At 33.3% G+C, this 21,640-nt stretch carries 19 protein-coding genes; 8 read left to right on the top strand and 11 right to left on the bottom strand.

Features of this window, described 5'->3' with window-relative positions; all coding sequences use genetic code 11:
- Positions 1-7: 7 nt before the first annotated feature.
- Positions 8-2,866, bottom strand: a complete 2,859-nt coding sequence (locus tag ACKX2A_RS19520) for a SusC/RagA family TonB-linked outer membrane protein (protein ID WP_415326640.1) — start codon at positions 2,864-2,866, stop codon at positions 8-10.
- Positions 2,867-3,209: 343 nt separating this feature from the next.
- On the opposite strand from ACKX2A_RS19520, the gene metG reads away from it, so the two are divergent.
- Together metG and ACKX2A_RS19510 are read left to right on the top strand one after the other, a co-directional pair.
- On the top strand, positions 3,210-5,246 hold the full coding sequence (gene metG / locus ACKX2A_RS19515) for a methionine--tRNA ligase (protein WP_415326639.1): 2,037 nt from the start codon (positions 3,210-3,212) through the stop codon (positions 5,244-5,246).
- A 21-nt stretch (positions 5,247-5,267) separates the two neighbouring features.
- Positions 5,268-5,465: a hypothetical protein gene (locus tag ACKX2A_RS19510; protein ID WP_415326638.1), complete on the top strand. Its 198-nt coding sequence runs from the start codon at positions 5,268-5,270 to the stop codon at positions 5,463-5,465.
- Between the two features lie 548 nt (positions 5,466-6,013).
- Here ACKX2A_RS19510 and ACKX2A_RS19505 read toward each other — a convergent pair.
- The 5 genes from ACKX2A_RS19505 to ACKX2A_RS19485 all read right to left on the bottom strand — a co-directional run bounded on the left by ACKX2A_RS19505 (position 6,014) and on the right by ACKX2A_RS19485 (position 12,301).
- Positions 6,014-6,718, bottom strand: coding sequence for a class I SAM-dependent methyltransferase (locus ACKX2A_RS19505; RefSeq protein WP_415326636.1), 705 nt, complete (start codon positions 6,716-6,718; stop codon positions 6,014-6,016).
- A 532-nt stretch (positions 6,719-7,250) separates the two neighbouring features.
- Entirely contained in the window at positions 7,251-8,843 is a 1,593-nt protein-coding gene (locus tag ACKX2A_RS19500) for an MFS transporter (protein ID WP_415326634.1), read from the bottom strand.
- A gap of 78 nt (positions 8,844-8,921) precedes the next feature.
- On the bottom strand, positions 8,922-10,037 hold the full coding sequence (locus ACKX2A_RS19495; RefSeq protein ID WP_415326633.1) for an HlyD family secretion protein: 1,116 nt from the start codon (positions 10,035-10,037) through the stop codon (positions 8,922-8,924).
- A gap of 18 nt (positions 10,038-10,055) precedes the next feature.
- Positions 10,056-11,366 (bottom strand): TolC family protein, encoded by a 1,311-nt coding sequence (locus tag ACKX2A_RS19490; RefSeq protein WP_415326632.1) that lies wholly within the window; start codon positions 11,364-11,366, stop codon positions 10,056-10,058.
- Positions 11,367-11,455: 89 nt separating this feature from the next.
- A complete protein-coding gene (locus ACKX2A_RS19485) occupies positions 11,456-12,301 on the bottom strand; it encodes a helix-turn-helix domain-containing protein (RefSeq protein ID WP_415326630.1) in 846 nt (281 codons plus the stop codon).
- 70 nt (positions 12,302-12,371) lie between these two features.
- On the opposite strand from ACKX2A_RS19485, the gene ACKX2A_RS19480 reads away from it, so the two are divergent.
- Complete coding sequence (locus ACKX2A_RS19480) at positions 12,372-12,845, top strand: DUF962 domain-containing protein (protein WP_415326629.1); 474 nt, start codon at positions 12,372-12,374, stop codon at positions 12,843-12,845.
- An 86-nt stretch (positions 12,846-12,931) separates the two neighbouring features.
- Here the strand turns inward: ACKX2A_RS19480 and ACKX2A_RS19475 are convergent, their stop codons facing one another.
- Positions 12,932-13,999 (bottom strand): DUF2891 domain-containing protein, encoded by a 1,068-nt coding sequence (locus ACKX2A_RS19475; RefSeq protein ID WP_415326627.1) that lies wholly within the window; start codon positions 13,997-13,999, stop codon positions 12,932-12,934.
- A 159-nt stretch (positions 14,000-14,158) separates the two neighbouring features.
- On the opposite strand from ACKX2A_RS19475, the gene ACKX2A_RS19470 reads away from it, so the two are divergent.
- Together ACKX2A_RS19470 and ACKX2A_RS19465 are read left to right on the top strand one after the other, a co-directional pair.
- Positions 14,159-15,031 (top strand): DUF4349 domain-containing protein, encoded by an 873-nt coding sequence (locus ACKX2A_RS19470; RefSeq protein ID WP_415326626.1) that lies wholly within the window; start codon positions 14,159-14,161, stop codon positions 15,029-15,031.
- A gap of 52 nt (positions 15,032-15,083) precedes the next feature.
- Positions 15,084-15,461 (top strand): GxxExxY protein, encoded by a 378-nt coding sequence (locus tag ACKX2A_RS19465; protein WP_415326625.1) that lies wholly within the window; start codon positions 15,084-15,086, stop codon positions 15,459-15,461.
- A gap of 124 nt (positions 15,462-15,585) precedes the next feature.
- On the opposite strand, the gene ACKX2A_RS19460 is transcribed toward ACKX2A_RS19465, so the two are convergent.
- The 4 genes from ACKX2A_RS19460 to dnaA all read right to left on the bottom strand — a co-directional run bounded on the left by ACKX2A_RS19460 (position 15,586) and on the right by dnaA (position 18,832).
- Positions 15,586-16,284, bottom strand: coding sequence for an SAM-dependent methyltransferase (locus tag ACKX2A_RS19460; RefSeq protein WP_415326624.1), 699 nt, complete (start codon positions 16,282-16,284; stop codon positions 15,586-15,588).
- A gap of 5 nt (positions 16,285-16,289) precedes the next feature.
- The gene (locus ACKX2A_RS19455; protein ID WP_415326622.1) at positions 16,290-16,790 is read right to left on the bottom strand and encodes a nuclear transport factor 2 family protein; all 501 of its coding nucleotides are present in this window, start codon (positions 16,788-16,790) and stop codon (positions 16,290-16,292) included.
- A 3-nt stretch (positions 16,791-16,793) separates the two neighbouring features.
- Positions 16,794-17,243, bottom strand: coding sequence for a low molecular weight protein-tyrosine-phosphatase (locus tag ACKX2A_RS19450; protein ID WP_415326621.1), 450 nt, complete (start codon positions 17,241-17,243; stop codon positions 16,794-16,796).
- A 134-nt stretch (positions 17,244-17,377) separates the two neighbouring features.
- Entirely contained in the window at positions 17,378-18,832 is a 1,455-nt protein-coding gene (dnaA, locus tag ACKX2A_RS19445) for a chromosomal replication initiator protein DnaA (protein WP_415326620.1), read from the bottom strand.
- Positions 18,833-18,968: 136 nt separating this feature from the next.
- Here dnaA and ACKX2A_RS19440 point away from each other — a divergent pair, with 136 nt between their 5' ends.
- From ACKX2A_RS19440 to ACKX2A_RS19430, 3 genes are all read left to right on the top strand, one after another.
- Entirely contained in the window at positions 18,969-19,379 is a 411-nt protein-coding gene (locus ACKX2A_RS19440; protein WP_415326619.1) for an acyl-CoA thioesterase, read from the top strand.
- A gap of 157 nt (positions 19,380-19,536) precedes the next feature.
- The gene (gene pheA, locus ACKX2A_RS19435) at positions 19,537-20,385 is read left to right on the top strand and encodes a prephenate dehydratase (RefSeq protein WP_415326617.1); all 849 of its coding nucleotides are present in this window, start codon (positions 19,537-19,539) and stop codon (positions 20,383-20,385) included.
- A gap of 476 nt (positions 20,386-20,861) precedes the next feature.
- A complete protein-coding gene (locus ACKX2A_RS19430; RefSeq protein ID WP_415326616.1) occupies positions 20,862-21,614 on the top strand; it encodes a hypothetical protein in 753 nt (250 codons plus the stop codon).
- The last annotated feature ends 26 nt before the right edge of the window (positions 21,615-21,640 follow it).

Genomic DNA, 21,640 nt, shown 5'->3' with positions numbered 1-21,640 from the left:
AGTTTTTTTAGAAATTAAAGTTAAATCCTACGGTATACGTTCTAGGTCTAGGATAAAAATTATTGTCAATTCCATTAAAGTTTTCAGGATCTTGTCCTGAATAATTTGTCCATGTGTAAACGTTATTTACAGACGCATATACTCTTACGTTTGTACTTTTAAATACATTTTTAAACAAATAACCTACAGTAACATTATCAAGCTTTAGAAAAGAAGCATCTTCTAAAAAGTAGTCTGATAAATACAAATTATCCGAAATAGTAAATTGTGAGTCTGCGGTTGACACTAAAGTGTTGTTCAGATTTTGAGAGTTTGAAGGAGTTGTATAACTCTTTAGACCCTGCGCAATTTTTCTTGTATTATAGACCAAACCTCCTATTTGTCCTCTGAAAGCAGCATTGACATCCCAATTTTTATAGTTCAGAGATGTACTGAATCCATAAGTCCATCTAGGTCTAATAGCTTTATAGTATCTGTCATTTTCATTAATGATCCCATCATTATTTCTATCCACATATACGTTGTCCAGTGGTTTTCCATTAGCATCATAAACCTGCTGTAAAACCCATGCAGAGTAAGGAATTCCTCCAACGACATTAGCCGCCAATTTAACTCCTGTTCCTACAGGAAGTGTACTACCATCATCTTGAAAATTATTTATATCTCCCAGATTCAATACTTTACCATCATTATACGCTAAGTTTCCGGATACAGACCAGTTTAAATTTTCTTTCTTAACGGGAACTACAGTCAAATTTAATTCAACTCCTTTGTTTTCTAGTGATCCAACGTTTTTTGTAAATTGATTTGTCAATCCCTGTCCTGGAGGAAGAGGAAGTTTTGCCAACAGATTTGTTGTTTTTCTTTGGTAAACATCAATACTTCCTGATAATCTTTCTTGTCTAAAAAACGAGAAATCAATTCCTCCATTCCATGTATCTGTTGTTTCCCAGGTCAATCCAGGATTAAATGCTAAAGCACTGTACGTTCCTACTCCTGGAAAATATTGCGAATTCGATCCTCCAATTGCAAAGTACGGACTAGAAGGATAGAAACCTGCTACCCCAACAATATCCGCATTTCCAGTTCTTCCCCATCCTAATCTTAATTTCAAATCATTAACATTTGAGGAATTTGTAAAGAAATCTTTATTCGCTTTCCAAGCAAAACCTACACCTGGAAAATATCCCCATCTCTCACCTTTCTGAAATAGAGATGAAGCATCTGCCCTGAAATTTAATGTAAATAAATATTTGTCATAAAAATCAATATTTGCTCTACCTAAAAATGACTGAAGATTTAAAACATTATAATATCTGTTATTAGGATTTAAAGCTGTACCAGGATTTGGAACTCTTAAACCTGTTGCATCATCATATCTGTATTGATCTTTATATCCATCATTTTTAAAATTCTGATAAGAATAACCTCCTTGTACTAAGAAGTGAGAAATGAAACCAGAATATTTTTTCTCATATACTAGATATGCATCCATTGTTTGATTTACAATATTTTGATGCTCAGCATAATCTACACCAGGACTAAAAACATAATCATTTGGTATTACAGAACTTTGAGGGTTTCTGTAAGTAGCAATTGCATTATCCGAAAAAACAGTTTTAAGATCAGATCTTGAAGCCTCCAAACCTAGATTTACAATAGCCCTTAAATCAGGCAAAAAATGAAATTTGTAATTAATTTCTGCGTTTCCTAAAAATTTAGAAATTCGCTGTGGCGATTGCCTTTGCATCAAAATAGCTAATGGATTCGTCTGCCCTTGAATAAGATACTGATTTCCTTTAGGTATAGTGTACTGATAATATCCACCAAACCTGTCATAAGGTTCCCCTGTTAATCCTGTCTGAGATTGGTAAATTGGTAGAGTTGGATTCATATTTAAAGCACCACCTATTGCTCCCCCATCATCAATTGCATTAAGTTTTGAAAATAAACCTTTTAAACTAAAATCAATTTTTAAGTGATTATCAAAAAATGAAGGGGTGATATTTAAACCCGCTGAAAACCTTTCATAGTCACTTGTTCTTACAACTCCTTCTGTCCTATTATATCCAAGAGATAATCTAGTAGGAACCTTATTAAACAAGCTTCCTGAAATACTTAAATTATTATCTGATGATACAGAATTCCTGTAAATTACCTTTTGCCAATCTGTATCATAAATTTTCCCTTGCTGAGTAGGATTAGCAAAGTCTCCTCCCACACCTAATAAATAGTTGTAATTAGGATAATTTTGGTTGATAAAATTCTTAAATTCATCGGCATTCATAACATCAATATATTTTGTTACTGTACCGACAGAAACATTCGTACTTAAATTTACTTTAAGTTTACCCCCACCTCTTTTTGTCTTAATAATAATAACTCCATTAGAACCTCTGTTACCATAAATAGCAGTAGCAGAAGCATCTTTTAATATTGAAAAAGACTCAATATCATTGGGATTTATTAAGTTTAGTGGATTCCCCACTCCTGCAGGATTATTCGTATCCAAAGGAACTCCGTCTATAACGATCAAAGGATTATTATTTGCACTAAATGATGAGCCTCCACGAATTCTAATATTTGGAGCAGAATCTGGAGAACCCCCTGCATTAGTAATTCTTACACCTGGAGCTTTTCCTGTAATTAATTGGTCAGCAGAAACAATAGCACCTTTGTTAAATTCTTTTTCAGATACTGCCGTCACAGATCCCGTCAAATCCGATTTCTTTTTAGCTCCATACCCGATCAAAACAACTTCCTCTATTTTTTTCTCTTTTGTTGTAGAGTCTGTCTGCGCATGAATCATTGTACTAGCCAATAAAAATGCAGGCGCAATTTTTAATACCGTTGTAAAGTTTTTCACAATATTTCTTTTATATAGTTTCGTATTTCGTACAGTTTACACAACTTTTTGCAAAGAGTGTGCTCTGCAATTTATAAAAAAAATAGAATTATCATAAAATTATTTAAAATTTACATAATTTTATTTAAATTAAACGACATTATAAAACTAAAAATCTATTTTTCAATTCTTTACATTAAATTATGCAAAACATAATAACAGTATAGATTTAACAAAAAGTTAAACATTAGTTTAACTAAATGTAATATTTCACCATTCAAAACTGAATAATCTCTTGTAAAATCGCCAATTTTTAATCTTTCGAGGATTATCCGTATCTTTGTACTTCAAAACTTTACTATAAATGTCAAACAGAAAGATGATTACGGCGGCTTTGCCTTATGCAAACGGACCGGTTCATATTGGGCATTTGGCGGGTGTTTATATTCCTGCGGATGTTTATGCAAGATTTCAGAGAAGATTAGGAAAAGATGTAGCGTTTATCTGTGGATCGGATGAGCACGGAATTCCTATTACCATAAGAGCTAAAAAAGAAGGAGTTACCCCTCAGGATATCGTAGATAAGTATCACGAAATCATCAAAAAATCTTTCTCAGATTTAGGAATTTCTTTTGATGAATATTCAAGAACGACTTCTAAGAATCATTACGAAACAAGTCAGGATTTCTTTAAAGTTCTTTATGAAAAAGGGAAATTTACGGAAGAAATGTCTGAGCAATATTTTGACGAACAGGCTAATGAATTTTTAGCTGACAGATACATCGTTGGAACGTGTCCGAACTGTGGAAACGAAAACGCTTACGGAGATCAGTGTGAAAGATGCGGAACTACCCTTTCGCCATCAGAATTGATTAATCCAAAATCAATGTTGAGCGGAAACGTTCCTATTTTAAAAGAAACAAAAAACTGGTATTTACCATTAAATGAATACGAAGACTTCCTGAACGAATGGATCATTGAAGGTCATAAAGACGACTGGAAGCCCAACGTTTACGGACAGGTTAAATCTTGGTTAAACGACGGGTTGAAACCTCGTGCAATGACCAGAGATTTGAACTGGGGAGTTCCTGTTCCGCTTCCGGGTGCAGAAGGAAAAGTATTGTATGTATGGTTTGATGCACCTATTGGTTATATTTCTTTTACGAAAGAATGGGCGGAGAAAAACGGAAAAGACTGGAAAGATTACTGGCAAAGCGAACAAAGTGATTTAGTTCATTTCATTGGAAAAGATAATATTGTATTCCACTGTATTATTTTCCCAGCGATGATGAAGGCTCACGGAGATTATATTATGCCGAAAAATGTTCCTGCTTTTGAATTCCTTAATCTTGAAAATGATAAAATTTCAACATCAAGAAACTGGGCAGTTTGGGCACATGAATACGTTGAAGATTTCCCAGGACAAGAGGATGTTTTGAGATATGCTCTACTTTCATCCGCTCCGGAAACAAAAGATAATAATTTTACGTGGAAGGATTTTCAGACGAAAAATAATTCTGAATTAGTTGGAATTTTTGGAAACTTCATCAATAGAGTCGCGGTTCTAATTCATAAGTATTATGACGGAATTATTCCTCAAGGTGATGTAAACACCCCGGAATTAAAAGAAATAAATAAAGCGGCAAGTGAAATTTCAGGATTCTTAGAAAACTATGAATTCAGAAATTCTTTAACGGCTTTAATGAATTTAGCACGTTTCGGGAATCAATATCTTCAAACTGAAGAGCCTTGGAAAACTATTAAAGATAATCCTGAAAAAGCTGCGCATTCATTATTTGTTGGAGCTCAGATTGCTGTTGCTTTGGCTCAGTTATGTGAACCATTCTTACCTTTCAGTTCAGAAAAATTATTGAATATGTTTAATGTTCAAAAATCGGATTGGAATGATGTTGAAACTAAATCTGTTTTAATTGAAACTGGTCACAAAATTAACGAAGCATCACTTCTTTTCTCAAAAATTGAAGACGATGTCATCGAAGCTCAAATCCAAAAACTGGAAGACACAAAACAAAACAATAAAAAAACAAACCCTAACGCAAACCCTATGAAAGACGAAATCACTTTTGATGATTTTACGAAAATCGACTTAAGAACAGCAACGATTACAGAAGCTGAAAAAGTAGAAAAAGCCGATAAATTACTGAAACTGACTGTAGACACAGGTGTTGATGTAAGAACCGTAGTTTCAGGGATTGCAGAAAGTTTCACTCCGGAAGAGGTAATTGGAAAGCAGGTAATGATTTTATTAAATCTTGCTCCAAGAAAGATCAGAGGAATCGAATCTCAGGGAATGTTGTTGCTAACAACAAAACCGGACGGAAAATTATCTTTCGTAACACCGGATGACAGCAATGTTGAAAACGGTATTGAGATTGGATAATCTTAACTAACATAAAATGAAATGGGCACTAAAAATGCCCATTTTTTTAATAGCACAATGGTAAAGAAAAATGTTTTAAATAAGCTATCCGACTTTGAGTTAGAGAAATATCTTAAAGAAGGTAACCAATTCACACCCGAAGCCTCTGAAATGGCTTTTGACATTTTAAAAGAAAGAGGTCGTATTTTTACCGAACAGGAAACAACTGATATTCAATAACTTATTCGAAATAAAAGAGAAGTTGAAGAAACAAAAGAAAATGAAGAAAAAGCGATTTGGAAAGACCATATCACGGAAGATCCGAATGCAATAAAATTACATTCAAGAACTACAATATTAGTTATAAGTCTTCTTTTCAGTACTATTCCAGGATCAATTCTATTATTTTTAAACTTTGTTAAAGTCAGAAAGTATGTTCCTGCAATTTTAACATTATTTATTGGTTTTGGATTTTTTTATATTCAAAATTATATACTTTTAGCTAATTTCGATTTCGACACACCCTCCCGTTACAGTCCTGAAATGGGCATTATTGCTTTAGGAGCAATTATACTATTAATTACTTCCGTTATATTAATGCCAAAGAAGCTACCTTATCAATCGCAATCTTTAGTTCTTCCTGTTATTCTAGCTGGAATTATGACCTTTCTTATGTATTTAAACTTTCAGCAATTATTTTCAGCTTATCCCATTACATCAATTTTCAATTTATTGAGAAATTTCTAAAAAATAATTATTTATATTACTACATTGCAATTACTTATATTTTATTTTTTAATCAATTTCGCTAGATAAGCATCCTCATCCTGCAAAACTTTTTCAATTTTAAAACCATTATTTTCAGCAGCATTTTTCAGTGTATTAAAATCAAGATACAGCCATTTTATTGGATCTTCGGATTCACCTTTGTAATGAACAATATAATCCAACTCGCCATAATAACCTTCTGCCGGAATATAAACTCCACCGTCTTCATCGCGATCAAACATATATATGATATCTGTACTGTCGATTAAAATTTGACCTTTATCATTCAATAAAGAATATAATTTTTTAAGATAAATATCAATTACAGTAAGACTTTGGAAAATCCCCGTTCCATTCATTAATAAAAGAATTGTATCGAAAGTTTCGCCAGAAAAATGAAGCATATTTTGGGGAACCGCTTTTTTAATTCCTCTCAATGTGCAAACTTTAATAGCTTTTGGTGAAATATCCAATGCGGTAACATCCAGGTTTCTTTCGTTTTGAAGATACAAAGAATGTGAACCTGCTCCTGCTCCGATATCCAAAGTTTTTCCTTGAGCTAATTTCAATGCTTTTTGTTCGATATCATTCATTTCTTCGAAATCACGGAAAAGATAATCGACCGGAAGCTCATCCAGTTCAGAAATTGAAGTTTCGGTCTGTAAATCTTTTGGATCTTCATTGTGGAAATAGTCCCAGATGGCTTTACCCATTAAATCTTTCATAGCATTATTTATACTGCAAAGATAAGAGTTTTTGAATTTTTTATGTAAACACTTTTAAACACTAATCACACAAATATTTTTCCCGAATAATTCCATTTTGTACTGTACGTTTAGTTGTGATTCTGTAGTAATCTAAGCGCGAATTTTTCAATATTATTTTTCTAATACTATGCTTAGATCCCTTCGGGGATGACAAACATTGTGGTTATGACATACTTCATAAGTAATTTCATTCTCCTCATCGATTAAAACGAGTACAGTTTCTATGGTGATTGAGGCTCTTGAAATTACCAATCCTACTACCCTAGCCCCGATTGACGCGACATCCTTTTTTGGTTGCGAGCGAAGCGGAGCCCGTAACCAAAAAGATACAGCAAAAAGCGGGAAAAAGCTCCTAATTAAATTTGATAGTTATAGAATTTGAGAGTTTTAGTTTAAGGGTTTGCTATGATTCTTTTCTATTATAAATCGCAAAGCTCCACTTTAAAATCTAAAATGGAGCTTTGACTAAGTAAATGAAAACAAGGTTTCTTTACAATGCAGATCCTGCTGCATCTTTTATTTCTTCTGCAAGCTGTTTATTTTCCTGCAATCTGCGTTTCGCGATCTTCGATTTTCCTTTTAAAAGTCTGATATAGCGGACATATTGAAAACGTTCTCTGCCAAAATGATGGGTAAGAATGTAAATCAAAATTCCAAAACCTGCCAACACAATGTAACCGAAAATCTTTTTATTAGAAGCAATTATAGCGTTCAACTGAAGAGTTTTCATATTAGCGGCAACATTTTGTGAAGTCACCGTCATTCCATCGATATACACCGCCAAGTCTCCCAGACTTACAATTTGAAACTGATATTGAAACCAAGAAAATATGGCCGAAAAAAAGCCTACTGTAAGAAAAGTTCTCCAGACCAGAGCCAACCCGATTGCGGCCAACATTTCGTTTAATTCCAATTTATCTAATGTGTAATACCAAACCGAGATGAACAAAGCTGTCATTCCGTACCCTTTAAAAAACATTGGTAAATACCAGCTTTCGTAATTAAATTCAAGAACCATAGAAAAATACATCACAATCGAATATCCTAACATCGCAGAAAATCCTGAAAAGATGTACATTTTTAAAGGTTTATCTTTTTTAAACCAAAATATGGCGACGATTCCGGCTAGGATGATTCCGGGAATCATTAGTATATTTAGTTTTGCGTTGGTTAATTGATCGTATCCCAAAACTCCGACCGCGAAAATATTCTGAAGCGAAGTCGTTCCTAAAAACATCCCCAGACACACGAGCATGAACAATCCATGCATTACATTGTTTTTTGAAAAGGTTTTAAAAGATAAATAAGGTCTTTTCAAATGCGTCTGTCGTGTTACCAGAAGTGCAAAACTTACAAAAGCTGCAATGCTTGCATTGATAATTTTCGTTGAATTTAGCCAGTCCTGCTGTTTTCCAAATGCTAAAACATATGCTGAAAACATAAATGTGGATGCAAAAAGTATAATACTCAGCCAATCGATATAATGTAACGGAACTTTTAAAGCAAAATATTGATCATGCATACAAATCCACTGCAATAATGCCAAAACAAAGCATAAAATAGAAATTATGATGAAAAACTGCTGCCAATTATACAATATCGAAACTTCTACTGCATAATATCCCGCAATTTGGTTCATTATGAGAATAAATGAATAAAAAACACCATAAAACATTCCCCGGTTTCCGATCATTGCCATTACGGGTAAAAATAATTCTATGGCTACAATCATTTTCAGAAAACCCAAAATCAAGGAACTTCCGATAATTACAGTGGGTTCTGAAGTCGTTGCATTGATGTAATTTAAAATTCCCAAAAAAACCAAAACAAGTGTAATTTTATCACGGATTTTGAATCTCATTTTCAATCTCAACACAATCGGCATTGCCGCTCCCATTCCAATCGTAGTCGCATAGTTTGCGAAAATATAATACTCTGAAAGTACACCAGTTCCCCCTGTCATATAACTGATATTTCCGGTGTATACTCCACCGAGTGGCATCACAACAGCCATTAATAAAACAATCAATAAAAGCTGTACTGCCTTTGGCACCCAATCGTGGTATAATCCTTTGTTGTACATGATATTTTGTTTGTGAATTGTCAATGATTATTTGTTAATTTTTTCCGCATAAATTGACACTTCATCATTCATATTTGATTACTTACTAATATTGACGTTCACGTTCATTCCCGCACTCAGTTTTTCTACGTCTTCTTTTTTATTAGAAGCTGTAAACTCGATTCTTACAGGAATTCTCTGTTGAACTTTGATAAAATTTCCGGTCGAATTGTCCGTCGGAATATTCGAATATCTTGAACCTGTTGCTGCAGAAATAGCTGTCACAACACCTTCAAATTTTTGTCCGCCCAATGCATCAGCTGTCATCATCATTTTTTCTCCGATTTTAATGTTCGGCATCTGGCTTTCCAGGAAATTGGCGGTTACCCATTTTTGATCATTTAAAACGATCGTTGCTACTTGTTGTCCGGGCTGAATTAACTGACCTTCGGAAATCGTTCTTCGTCCCATTACCCCGTCATAAGGTGCTGTAATTATGGTGTAAGAAAGATTGATTTTCGCCATATCCAAAGCCGATTTCGTTCTTTTAATCTCAGCATCAATGATTCCAAATTTACTTTTTACTTCGGTTGTAGAAAGATTTGCAGATTGTTTTTGATTTATTAAAGTTTCATAAGCTGCTTTCTGAGCATCATACTCCGTTTTCACCTGATCGTATTGCTGTCTTGTCACCGCCTCCGAAGCCAATAGATTTTTATATCTGTTTAGATTTTGCTCAGCATTCCAAAGTCTTGCTTTTGCTCCTGCAATATTGGATTCCAAGACATTTACGTTATTGGAAACCGTATTTACCGACGAACTTGTAGCAACTCTCTGAGCCAATGCATTTTGATACGCCGCTTCTGCTTGTCCGATCTGTGTTAAAATTTCACGGTCATCCAAAATCACCAAAGTATCACCTTTCTTAACTTTCTGATGTTCAATGAATTTTATTTCTTTAATATAAGCTGAAACTCTAGTGTTGATCGGATTAATAAATTCCTCAACCTGAGCCGCTTCCGTATACGTTTTATCTCCGATGTGAAAATATTGAGCAATCAGCCAGTACAATCCAAAACCGACAATTGCAAACACAACGATATTCGAAATAATGGCTTTGATTTTATTTTTCTTTCTTTCTTTTTTGTTGGCAGCTCCACCTGTATTTGCAGCAGTTTGTTGTGTATTTTGAGTATTTTGCTCCTTGTTTTCCATTGTTTTCAGTCTTAAAAATTAAAGAGTTCCGGTAGATTTCAGAAGATTATAATATTGATACAGTACATTGATTTCTGCATTGGCATAATCCAGTTCCGATTGAAGTTTTTGATTTTGCGCATCAATCATTTCTGCCTGTACCGCTAACTGATTCAAGTATTTAGCTTCTGTAATCTTGTAGTTTTCTTCGGCTAATTTTTTAGCATCATTTAAAATATTCGCCTGTTGAATCGATTCCTGATATTTTACATAAGCTGCATTTACAGCCATATCAATATTTTGCTGAGTTAAAGTCATTGCATCATTTGCCTGATTTTTCTGCAACTCGCCTAATTTTACTCTTTCCTTTGTTTTATACAGATTATCAATATTATAGCTTAGCGAAACTCCGGTTTGCCATCCACTTGAGTACATATCTAAAACCGGATTTCTTGTCGTAATCGGTCTTTGCAAAGTATAACCTCCAAAACCTGCTACAGTAGGCATTTTATCGGTTTTAATGATTTCAATATTTTTGTCTGCAACATCGATATTGGTCTTTGCAGATTTCATTAATGGATTGCTGTCGTGGGCGAGATTTAAATAATAATCTATCCCAATTCCAGCATCTTTGTTTTCCAAATTTTCTACAGGAAGAATCTCTGTATCAGTCGGTAAACCCAAAGCAATACTTAGATTATAATTAAGAATTTTCTTGTTGTTAATTAAAGTCAAAATTCCCTGATCTAAGTTTTTGATAGCCAATTCACCACGAATCACTTCATTTCGGGTAACCATTCCCTGCTGATAAAATTTCTGGATATTTTTTAATCGTTCCTGAGCCAGTTTTTTGTTATTCTGAAAAACTTCCTGCTGATTTAAAATTTTATAAACATCTAGATAATTGGATATTACCAAAAATTTCACATCCTGTTTATTCTTTTCTAAATCTAATTCTGAAAGCTGTTCTCGAAGTCCTGCCAATTCAATTGATTTTTTTACCAAACCTCCTTTGAAGATCAGTTGAGTTGCCTGAACCGCATATGAACTTCCGTAATGAGGCATCGGAATTGTTGTTGAATTTGAAAAATCTTTATCGATCGCAATCACATTTCCCAAGTAAAACTGACTTGTAGATGCTGTAATTGTAGGTAATTTCTGAAGTTTTACAACATTAGTATTCTGTTTTGCAATGTCGATATTCTGTGCCGAAACTTTCAACTGCTGATGATTTTGCACCGCGAGTTCGGCAACCTCATTCGCTGTCATCTGTTTTATTTCTTGTGAAAAAAACAGCGCAGGAAATAATGCTATCATGAGTGATAGTGCTGTTTTTATATTCTTTGCCATTTTACCTTGTTTTACGAGTACAAAGTTATGGCGAACAGAAACTCAAACAAATGTTTAAGAATTGGAAAAAGATGTTCAAATGTAAGATTTTAACTTTCGAACTGATTTCGATATTGTGAAGGACTTTCACCCAGATGTTTCTTAAAAAAATGAGAAAATGAGTATTGATCGCTGAAACCTAAAATAGAAGAAATCTCAGAAACAGGCTTATTAGAAGAGTTTAGCAATACTTTAGCTTCATTCATAATAATCAAAGCAATGATCTGGCTCGCAGACTTTCCTGTAATTTCTTTTATGACTGCAGAAAGATGTCTCGTTGTAATGGATTGGCGTTCGGCATAAAATTCTACACTGCGCTCAGTATTATGATGGGTTGCAAGATCATTCAGAAATACGAATACGATCTCTTCCTGTCTCGACATCTGACTCATAGAGTTGGAGTCTTCTTTAGAAATAATTCCCGCCATTTGATAACAGAAAACCGAAAAAAGATGTTCAACAATCTCCTTTTTGTACGTCATTTCTGTTTCAGAATCTAAAATATATTTCAGAAAATTGACACTTTTCCAGACGACTTCCATTTCATCCGGCTCAAAAGGAACGCCAATATTCATCTGTTGCCTAAAATAACGGTAAGTAATCAATCTGTTGAATTTCAATGATAAAGCTGAAATAAATTCTCTTTTATAAGAAACCATTCTCGACTGAAAATCATCACTTACGGAAATCATTTCATAAACAGTCTGCGGATCGGTCACCATGAACATATTTGCCGAAAGCTCAAGATCTCTGAAATGCTGTCTCAATTTTATAGAACCTGTTTTAATAAAGATAAAAGCCGGATTATCAGGACGAAAAGGTTTATCGACAGCGATCCTTTCGAATATATTGTGTTGCGTAAAAATCTCAACTCCGAATTTTTCTAAGACAGACATAGCACAAATGTAAGCAATCTCTTGAGCGATTACAAAAATTTATTATTTTAGTATTTTCCAAATTCCTATTATGAGAAAGATTGATTTACTATTTGCTGAATATGCCGAAAGTCACAGAAACTCTACCAATAAAAAGATTCACTGGATCTGTGTTCCATTGATTTTCTGGACGATTATAGGATTTATTTCACTTATTCCGTCGAGATCAATTGGTTTCAAATACATTGGTGAGATAAGTTTTGTGAGTCTTGCTGCAATGGCTTTGGTTACCATTTTTTATATGAGACTTTCTTTTTTAATAGGTTTAATCATGATTTTCGTGATGACCTTAATGGAAAGTTTTGCTTATGGAATCAATATTCGTTTTAAAGAAAATGCTTGGATGGTTTATCTTGGCGTTTTCATTATCACATGGATTTTACAATTCGTAGGACATAAAATTGAAGGTAAAAAGCCATCTTTTTTAAAAGACTTACAATTCCTTTTAGTCGGTCCAATCTGGCTATTAAGTTTTATCCTTAAAAAACTGGGAATCAAATATTAAAATTTGTTTTTAAAGTTGGAAGTTTGATGTTGGAAGATGAAAGTTTGTATGGCGTAGAAAATCTCCAGCCTCCATCTTCCAGCCTATTAATCTTCCAGAGCGTAAACGGCAAAACTTGCTAACCAATGATCCCCACCATAATTTCCTTGGAAAAGTAATGGTAATCCATTGTTTAAAAAGATGGTTGCAGTTTTTTCAAATTCCTTTTTTAATGGATGATTATTTGGAAGAGATTTTGCAATTCCTTTCATACACCAAGCCTTTGTGAAGGATAAACCTACCAAATGAACCGTTTGATAATCAGATAAATCGCTTACAACCGGAATCTTTTCGATATTCTCTAGACTTCGCTTTTCGTAAAAATTATTTAACCAAGAAGTAAATTCTTTTTGCGGTAAAACTCTTCGCATTAAATCAGCAATTTCCAAGCTTGGCGAAAAGAAATCCGAACCATCCGGTTCAAGATAAGCCGGAGTTTTCGTATTGTTTAAATAAAAGTATTTTGCTTTTTCTATCAATTGATTTTCAAATGCTTTGTCACCGGTTGCTCTCGCCCAATCTAAGGCAAAAACCATTGCAAAAGCTGTGTTTGGATGAACTCCCGTTCTGTTTGGATACGTTTGTTTAGGCAAAAAAGACTTCCATGAACTTAGAATTTTATCCGTTAAAGGTTTCAAATTCTGATGCCAGATTTTCGCTTTTGGATTGTCCCAAGTTGCCAATTCTTCATCTAATTTCAACAACCAAGCCCAACCATAAGTTCTTTCAAAAGTTCCCGTCAATTGATACTTTGTGAAATAATCTGCCTCAACTTGAAGATTTTCTTTTTTAAATGAATTATCAAGAATATTTTCAATGTCTTTTGCAATCGATAAATTCGGTTTTGTCTTCAACAGAAGCACCAGCATCCAATGTCCATGAACCGAGCTATGCCAATCGAAACAGCCATAAAAGCTGGGATGCAAATCTTTTGGACTTAAAGGAACTTCATTTGCGGTATTGATAATATGCGCCGTTTTGTTCGGATATTCCTGATTGATACAGTGAAGCGGTTTCTCGGATAATTTAATCGCCATTTCATCAGTCAGTTTCGGAACTTCCTGAGCATACATTAAAAATGGAGAAAATAGTAGGGCAAAAAGACTTTTTTTCATTTAATAAAAATATAAAATAAATTCAGTTTTTATCGTTTTAAAGCCTTTAAAATAGTTAACAATAAATATTTTACATTAATTTTTAATAATTATTGAAAAATTAAAAGCAAAATTACTTTTCGAGCACACTTTTTGATAAGATATCACAAACTTTTAGTTATGAAAAAATTAATTGTACCGTTGTTTTGTTTAATTCTTATCAATTGTGGAAAATCTGAAAATTTTGCGAAAGAGGAAGTTATGGAAATGGCCATTCCTGAAGATAGTCCAAAAGATAAAAATTTTGCAAATGTACCGCCGCCACCTCCAAGTTCCATTTCAGAAAAAACAGAGTCTGACGATAAATATTCAAATCAATATATAAATGATACAATCACCAAAAAAATCATTAAAAATGGGGAGATGAGTATTCAGGTTGGAGATGTCATAAAAGCTCAGAATCAAATCAATGAGATTATAAAGAGTAATAAAGCTTACATTCAAAAAGAAAAATTTCAAAACTCTGATACACAAGACAATATAAATATTATCATTCGTGTTCCACATAAAAATTTTGATTCTTTGATTAATTCTTTTTCAAATGGATTGGGTTCTATTGTTACAAAAAATATTTATACAGATGACGTGACAGAACAATATTCTGATACTTCTATAAAACTCACTAATAAGAAAATATATCTTGAGAAATATCGTGATATGCTGAAAAAAGCAACTACAACAAAAGATATGCTCGAAATTCAGGAAAACATCCGTGAATTGGAAGATGAAATTGACGTTTCGGAAGGCAGCTTGCGTTTCATCGATGATCGAGTGAATTACAGTACTTTAGATCTAAATTTATTTAAAGAAAAAGTAAGAAGTTCGGCTACTTCAAAAATTGGTTTTAGAAATCGTTTTGGAGATTCGGTAACGGAAGGCTGGAATAGTTTTGTCGCGTTTTTCTTAGGAATTATTTCGCTTTGGCCATTCTTTTTATTGATACCAGTCATTGTTTTTTTTTGGAGAAAATGGAGAGGAAGAAAGAGAAAATAAATAATCTGAATAATTTTTATTTCTTATTTTCTTTAATTTGCAAAAAAAACAAATGAATGAAAATGAAATTTCTTACCTCGTAAGAAAATGTATCTTTAATGTTTACAATAAACTTGGTCCTGGTCTTTTGGAGATTGTTTATCAGAAAATTCTGATGTACGAATTAGAAGAAAACGGACTAGACGTGAAATCCGAATTAGAACTTCCTGTTATCTATGAAGGCAAAAAATTCGACTTAAATTTTAGAATTGATATCTTGGTTGAAAATAAAGTGATTTTGGAATTAAAATCTGTCAAAAACATTGAAGATATTCATTTTAAACAATTGCAAACCTACCTTAAGCTTTCAAACAAAAAACTTGGATTGCTGGTAAATTTTAATACTACGAATATTTTGGATGGTATTAAAAGAGTGGTGAATAATTTGTAGTTTTTTTGTTTTTCTCTCGCAGATTTAGCAGATTATGCAGATCTTTTTTTGTACTGTTTATTTTAAAATCTGCGTAATCTGCTAAATCTGCGAGAATATAAGAAAAATTAATTTCTTTTAAAAATTATTTCCCCAACACAAAAACAGCCGGTATTTTATGAAGCTCCGGTTTTTGTTTTTGCCATTCTTTTATCGTTTTTGTTTTGATAAATTCATGTTCCGGATCGTTGATATTGGCTGCAATACAAAGCTTTGTATTGGGTGATAAAAACTTGGTTAGATCTTCAAAAAGTTGATTATTTCTATACGGCGTCTCCATGAAAATTTGGGAATAACCAGTCTTTTGAACTAAATTTTCTAATTGCAAAAGTTGTTTTTTCTTTTCACTTTTATCAATCGGAAGATAACCATTAAATGTAAATTCCTGACCATTAAAACCACTGGAAATCAGTGCTAAAATGATTGATGATGGGCCTGAAATTGGGATAACTCTGATATTTTTCTCATGACACCATTTTACCATTAAATTTCCAGGATCAGCAATACAAGGAAGTCCGGCTTCAGAAAGCAAACCGAAATCCTGACCTTTTAACATTAATTGCTGAGCTTCTTTGATATCGGCATTTTCAGTGTATTTATCTAACAAGAAAAGTTTCAAATCTGATTGTTTTTTTTCAGGAGCGAAAAACTTAACGACTTTTCTCGCAGTTTTTTCATTTTCCACGAAAAAATAATCCGTTTGCATGATATAATCTTTTATCACAGGAGAAAAGTGAGTGATAGAAGTATTTTCCGAAAGATAAGCAGGAAGTAAAAAAAGCATTGTATTTATTTTTTAGTTCTTTCTTTTAAAGAAGGTTGAGGGTAATATTTTGTTAAGTCCATAGAAAAAGAAACGGAAGTTATTTTCCAGACACCATTTGTCTTCATTAATGTCCAGATCTCTTTTCCCCAGTTTTCCATTTTTCCGTCGTACCAAAAACTGTAATCGAAGTTGGCAGAAGCGATAGAACCGTCTTCTATGATTTTGATATTATCAAATTTTTCTTCAGATTTATCATCATTAAAACTTTTAATAAAAGCTTTATAATCATCCGTAAAAAAGCTTGTCGCTTTTGGATTTTTCTCCAGCCGCTTTGCATGCGTACGCTCCGTAAACATTCCCGTCCAAAGTACAGGTTCCTGAAACAAAGAAACAAACTTTGCTTCATCTCTTGTTTTAATGCAACCCATAAAATCGTCCATCACTTTTCTGATGGCAATTTCGTCTTTGGTTTGTGCAAAAGCAAAATTACAGCCTAATAAAAAGAGAATAAATAACTTCTTCATAATTTAATGTGAAATTTGGTTTAAAATCGCATCACAACCACGATCCAACAACTGATAAACATCTTCAAATTCTTTCATTTCACCCCAATAAGGATCGGGAACTTCTTCATTTTTAGGATCTCCTAAAGCTTCTAAAAATAGCGAAACTTTTTGCCTTTGTTCTTCATTTTTAGTTTTTGAAACAACATCCGCCAAGACATCAACATCCATACAATAAATTTTATCAAAAAGATCAAAGTCTGCCTTGGTAATAGGTCTTGATCTTTGTTTTGAAATATCAATTCCGTGATTGGCAGCAGTTTTAATGGCTCTTTTATCGGGATGTTCACCTTCGTGCATAGAAATTGTTCCCGCAGAATCCACAACAAAATATCCGGGAGCTTTATCTTTCATAATTCCTTCAGCTAAAGGACTTCTGCAAATATTTCCCAAACAAACCATTAATATTTTCATGTCTTTTTCGGAATTAATTATTAAAAAATTGAATGATTAGATATTACTGTATTTTTTTAAATTTAGACAAAACTAAATAAAAAATGAAGAATAAAAATTATTCTCCATTTTTCTTATTTAAATTAAATTATTTCTTACTGTTTGATTCTCTCTCCCAATTCTTTCACGTACTTCTTGATTTCCTTATCGATTTTAGAAACATCTTTAATCGTATCGCAAGCGTACATTACTGTCGAGTGATCTTTACCTCCCATTTCTTCGCCAATTTTAGTGAAAGTAGAGTTGGTAAGTTCTTTTGAGAAATACATCGCTAATTGTCTTGGAAGAGCGATTTCTCTTTTTCTTGTTTTTGATAAAAGCTGCTCCTTTTTAATACCGAAATAGTCGCAAACAACCTCCTGAATGTAAGGAATATTGATAACCTTTTTCTGATTTGAAGCAATCTTGTTAATTGTATCTTTTAACAAAGTAAGACTTAAATCCTGCTTATAAATAGTAGAATATGCAATTACAGAATTAATGATTCCTATAAGCTCTCTTACATTCGTTTTCGCTTCTGCAGCAAGGAAATCAAGCATATCATCAGGAAGAACGATTCCGTCTCTGCTTAGCTTATCAATGATAATTCTTTTACGAGTCGAAATATCCGGAGATTTGATTTCCGCAGAAAGTCCCCACTTGAAACGGGAAACAATCCTGTCCTGAATATCCATAATATCCGCCGGAGCTTTATCTGAAGTAAGGATAATCTGTTTTCCATTTTGATGCAAATGATCGAAAATATGGAAGAAACTGTCCTGAGTTGCAGATTTTCCTGAAAGGAACTGAATATCATCAATGATCAAAACATCAACCATTTGATAGAAATTCGCAAATTCCGTTTGTTTATGAGCTTTTGCCGCTGAAATAAATTGTTGAATGAATTTTTCAGAAGACAAATAAAGAACTACTTTATCCGGAAACTGGCTTTTCACTTCAAGACCAACTGCTTGTCCTAAATGGGTTTTACCAACTCCATAACCTCCATATAAAAATAATGGGTTGAAAGCTGTTGCTCCCGGTCTTTTTGCGATAGATCTCGCTACTGTTGCTGCAAATTTGTTGCTTTCTCCTTCAACATAGTTATCGAAAGAAAAATCTGATTTCAAATTTGAATCTATATTTACTTTTCTGATTCCCGGAACCACAAAAGGATTTACAATATTTGATGAGAAACCTTGTGGCATCGTCTCCTGTACTTTCGGAGTAGGAACAGATTTCCCTTTCATATTCATGGTAACGGGCTTTTCTAAACCGGTAGGCTTGTTTTCCATTACAGAATACCACAATTTTACTCCTTTTCCTATATTTTTCTTCAGGGCAGCAGAAAGTAAGGACAAGTAATTATCCTCTATATATTCCTTGTAAAAATCGCTCGGAACTATCAACGTAAGGTTGTTTTCAACCAAAGACAATGGCTGAACCTTATCAAATAGCAAATCGAAAGATTTCTCAAGTTTTTTGAGGTCAGAATTATCTTCAGCAGCGTTCAGATTATCGCGCATGAACTGAAGGCACCTCTGCCATATCATCATTAAATTTTCATCCATAAATATGCCCCGATTATTCTTGGTTAGTACTTTTTTTTAGAAGGAAGACAAAGGTCTATATTTTTTATTTTAAAAAAAAATATTGGGGTTATTGATTATTTAAAAATATATTTGTATGTATAATTTAGAATAAAAAATGATACACACAACACACTCATTAAGAGTACGTTACGGAGAAACAGATCCTATGAAATATGTCTACTACGGCAACTATGCCGAGTACTTGGAAATTGGTCGCGTTGAGCTTTTTCGAAGCATCGGAATGTCATATAATGAGATTGAGAATCAAGGAATTTGGTTGCCTGTTTCGGAGTATAAAATTAAGTATTTGCGACCTGCTTTTTATGATGAAAAATTAGAAATTCATACCTATGTAAAAAAAATTCCGGGAGTGAGAATTGAATTTGAATATGAAATTTTCAACGAAGAAAATGTTAAAATTACAGAAGCTTCCACTACTCTCTTCTTTTTAGATGCAAAAACCAACAAAGTTGTGAAGTGTCCGGATTATCTGATGAAGTTGATTGAAGAAAATTGGAATAAGTAGTTCCGGGTTGCTGGATGTGGGTTTCGAGTTTAATATTTAATATAAATTAGCTTCAAATTTCAAACTTTAAACATTGAATTGCTAAACTTCCCTCTTCCAACTTCTGACTTCCTAACTTTTTTCACTACATTTAAAATTCAAAAAATATAGATACATAATGAAGATTGCATTTTTGGGTCCACAAGCAAGCTTTACGCAGCTTACTACAACCCAGCTTTTCCCGAATGAAGAACTTTTACCACAAACAAATATTTTAGATTGTTTTAATGCTGTAGAAAACGGAGAAGTAGATAAAGCCGTTGTTCCTTTGGAAAACTCGATTGAAGGAACGGTTTCTATGACGCTGGACTATTTATATAAAACGCCTGAAATTAAAATCGAGGCTGAAGCCGTTCTACCAATTGCCCATCATTTGATGGTTCATCCCGATTGTGATGTTGAAGCGATCGAAAAAATTTACTCTCATCCGCAAGCTTTGGCGCAAAGTTTTCACTTTTTGGATTCTCATTTTAAAGGAGTTCAAAAGCAGGATTTTTCTTCAACTGCAGCAGCGGCAAAACATGTTGCGGAAAATACAGACAGAAATTTAGCTGCAGTTGCCAATCAGTTTGCGGCAAATTTGTATGGTCTAAAAATCATTCATAGAAATATTCAGGATTTTGAACAGAATCATACACGTTTTATTATTATATCTAAAAAGCAGAATGTTTACCAAAATGAAAATTTACAGATTTTAGGAGAAAAATCCGGAATGCTGATTACACTTCCAGAAGATCATGCGGGAGGACTTCATCAGGTTTTATCTGTTTTTGCCTGGCGAAAAATGAACCTCAGCAAAATTGAATCAAGAACATTGAAGACTGGTCTGGGCAATTATTTCTTCTTCATTAACGTTGTTGGAGAATGGCAACCGATACTCCATCAAAATGCTCTTGAAGAGCTGAAAGCTCTCGAAGCCGAAGTAGACTTCCTGGGAAATTATAAAGAATATCTTTTGGAAAGCTAATAAATAAGTGAAATTATCTTACATAAAACTATCTCGTTTGAGATAGTTTTTTTTATAATTTAAGCTAAATTAAGTCTCTTGAAAAGGATTTACGGTAAAATATTTTCATTAAAAAAGAAAATTTCAATCAAAAAACACATTTCTGTGAAATTTCATCTATAATCTATCCCACTTAAAATCAGCATAGTACCACATTTGGTATTTAATTTTAATTAAAATTTATTTAATAAATAAATTTTTTAACCAAGGAAAAATATTCACTTAAATGTGATAAAAAAGCCATTACATTAGTCTACAAAAGGGTTTGAAAGATTTTTTTAAATTAAATTTTAAAAAATACTTAAAAAAATTAACCTTACTACCTGATTATCAGTAAAAATATTTCTTAAAATCGTTTTAATCCGCACAGTTTTTGCTGTATCTTTATACAAAACTAACTGAGGATAAACCATCAACTAATTTAAATTTTTTTAAACATGAAAACTAAGATTTGTACCGCGCTTTTAGCACTTATGGCAATCCCTATGTTTGCACAATCTGGTTGGGTTGGGATAAACACTCCAAATCCACAGGCAAACCTTGACATTAATGGGACAATGAAAATTAGAAACACCCCTGCTGCAGCTGCATTACCTGGATATCAAATCCTTGCAGTAAATAAAAATACAGGAGGTGACTTTCAGGTAGCACAAGTTGACCCACAACTTATTGCTGATTTTGTGATCTCTCAGATGAACACAACTAATGGTATCACAGCATCTGTATATTCTGCAAAAAAAATAGGGAGCTTAACTTTGCTTGATGTAACTCTTTTAACGAATTACAAGCCTATTGCTTTTGTTGCAGCCGACAGAACTGCAGGAAATGCGAGTCTTCTGAACAGTACAGACAATTCTTATAATGTACCGTCTTCCGGAACATATGCCGTAGGATTTTATTTCCGTTACGGAACCGGAGTTCAGGCTGCCTTATTAACAGGAGGAACAACGGGTATAGGAATTTTGAAAACAACCGGATCAACAACAACAGTTTTAGATACCAGAGAATTTAACGGGGTAAGCTTGGCTGGTCTTGCCAGCATTACTTTATCTGAGTCGCATATCAATTCCCTTTACACATTGCAGGCTGGTGACAAATTGCGATTCGGGCTTATTAATTCCGGTTTGTTAAATGCAGGATTATTAGGATCAAGTAACGCTTCATTTTTTGTATATAAAGTATCGAACTAAATTTATTTTTTATATAGTTTAATCAC

Origin of the sequence: Chryseobacterium sp. MMS23-Vi53 (assembly GCF_047651245.1) — a bacterium.
Classification (GTDB): domain Bacteria; phylum Bacteroidota; class Bacteroidia; order Flavobacteriales; family Weeksellaceae; genus Chryseobacterium.
The sequence above is the reverse complement of the archived record's forward strand: the minus strand, read 5'-3'. Positions and strand labels throughout refer to the sequence as shown.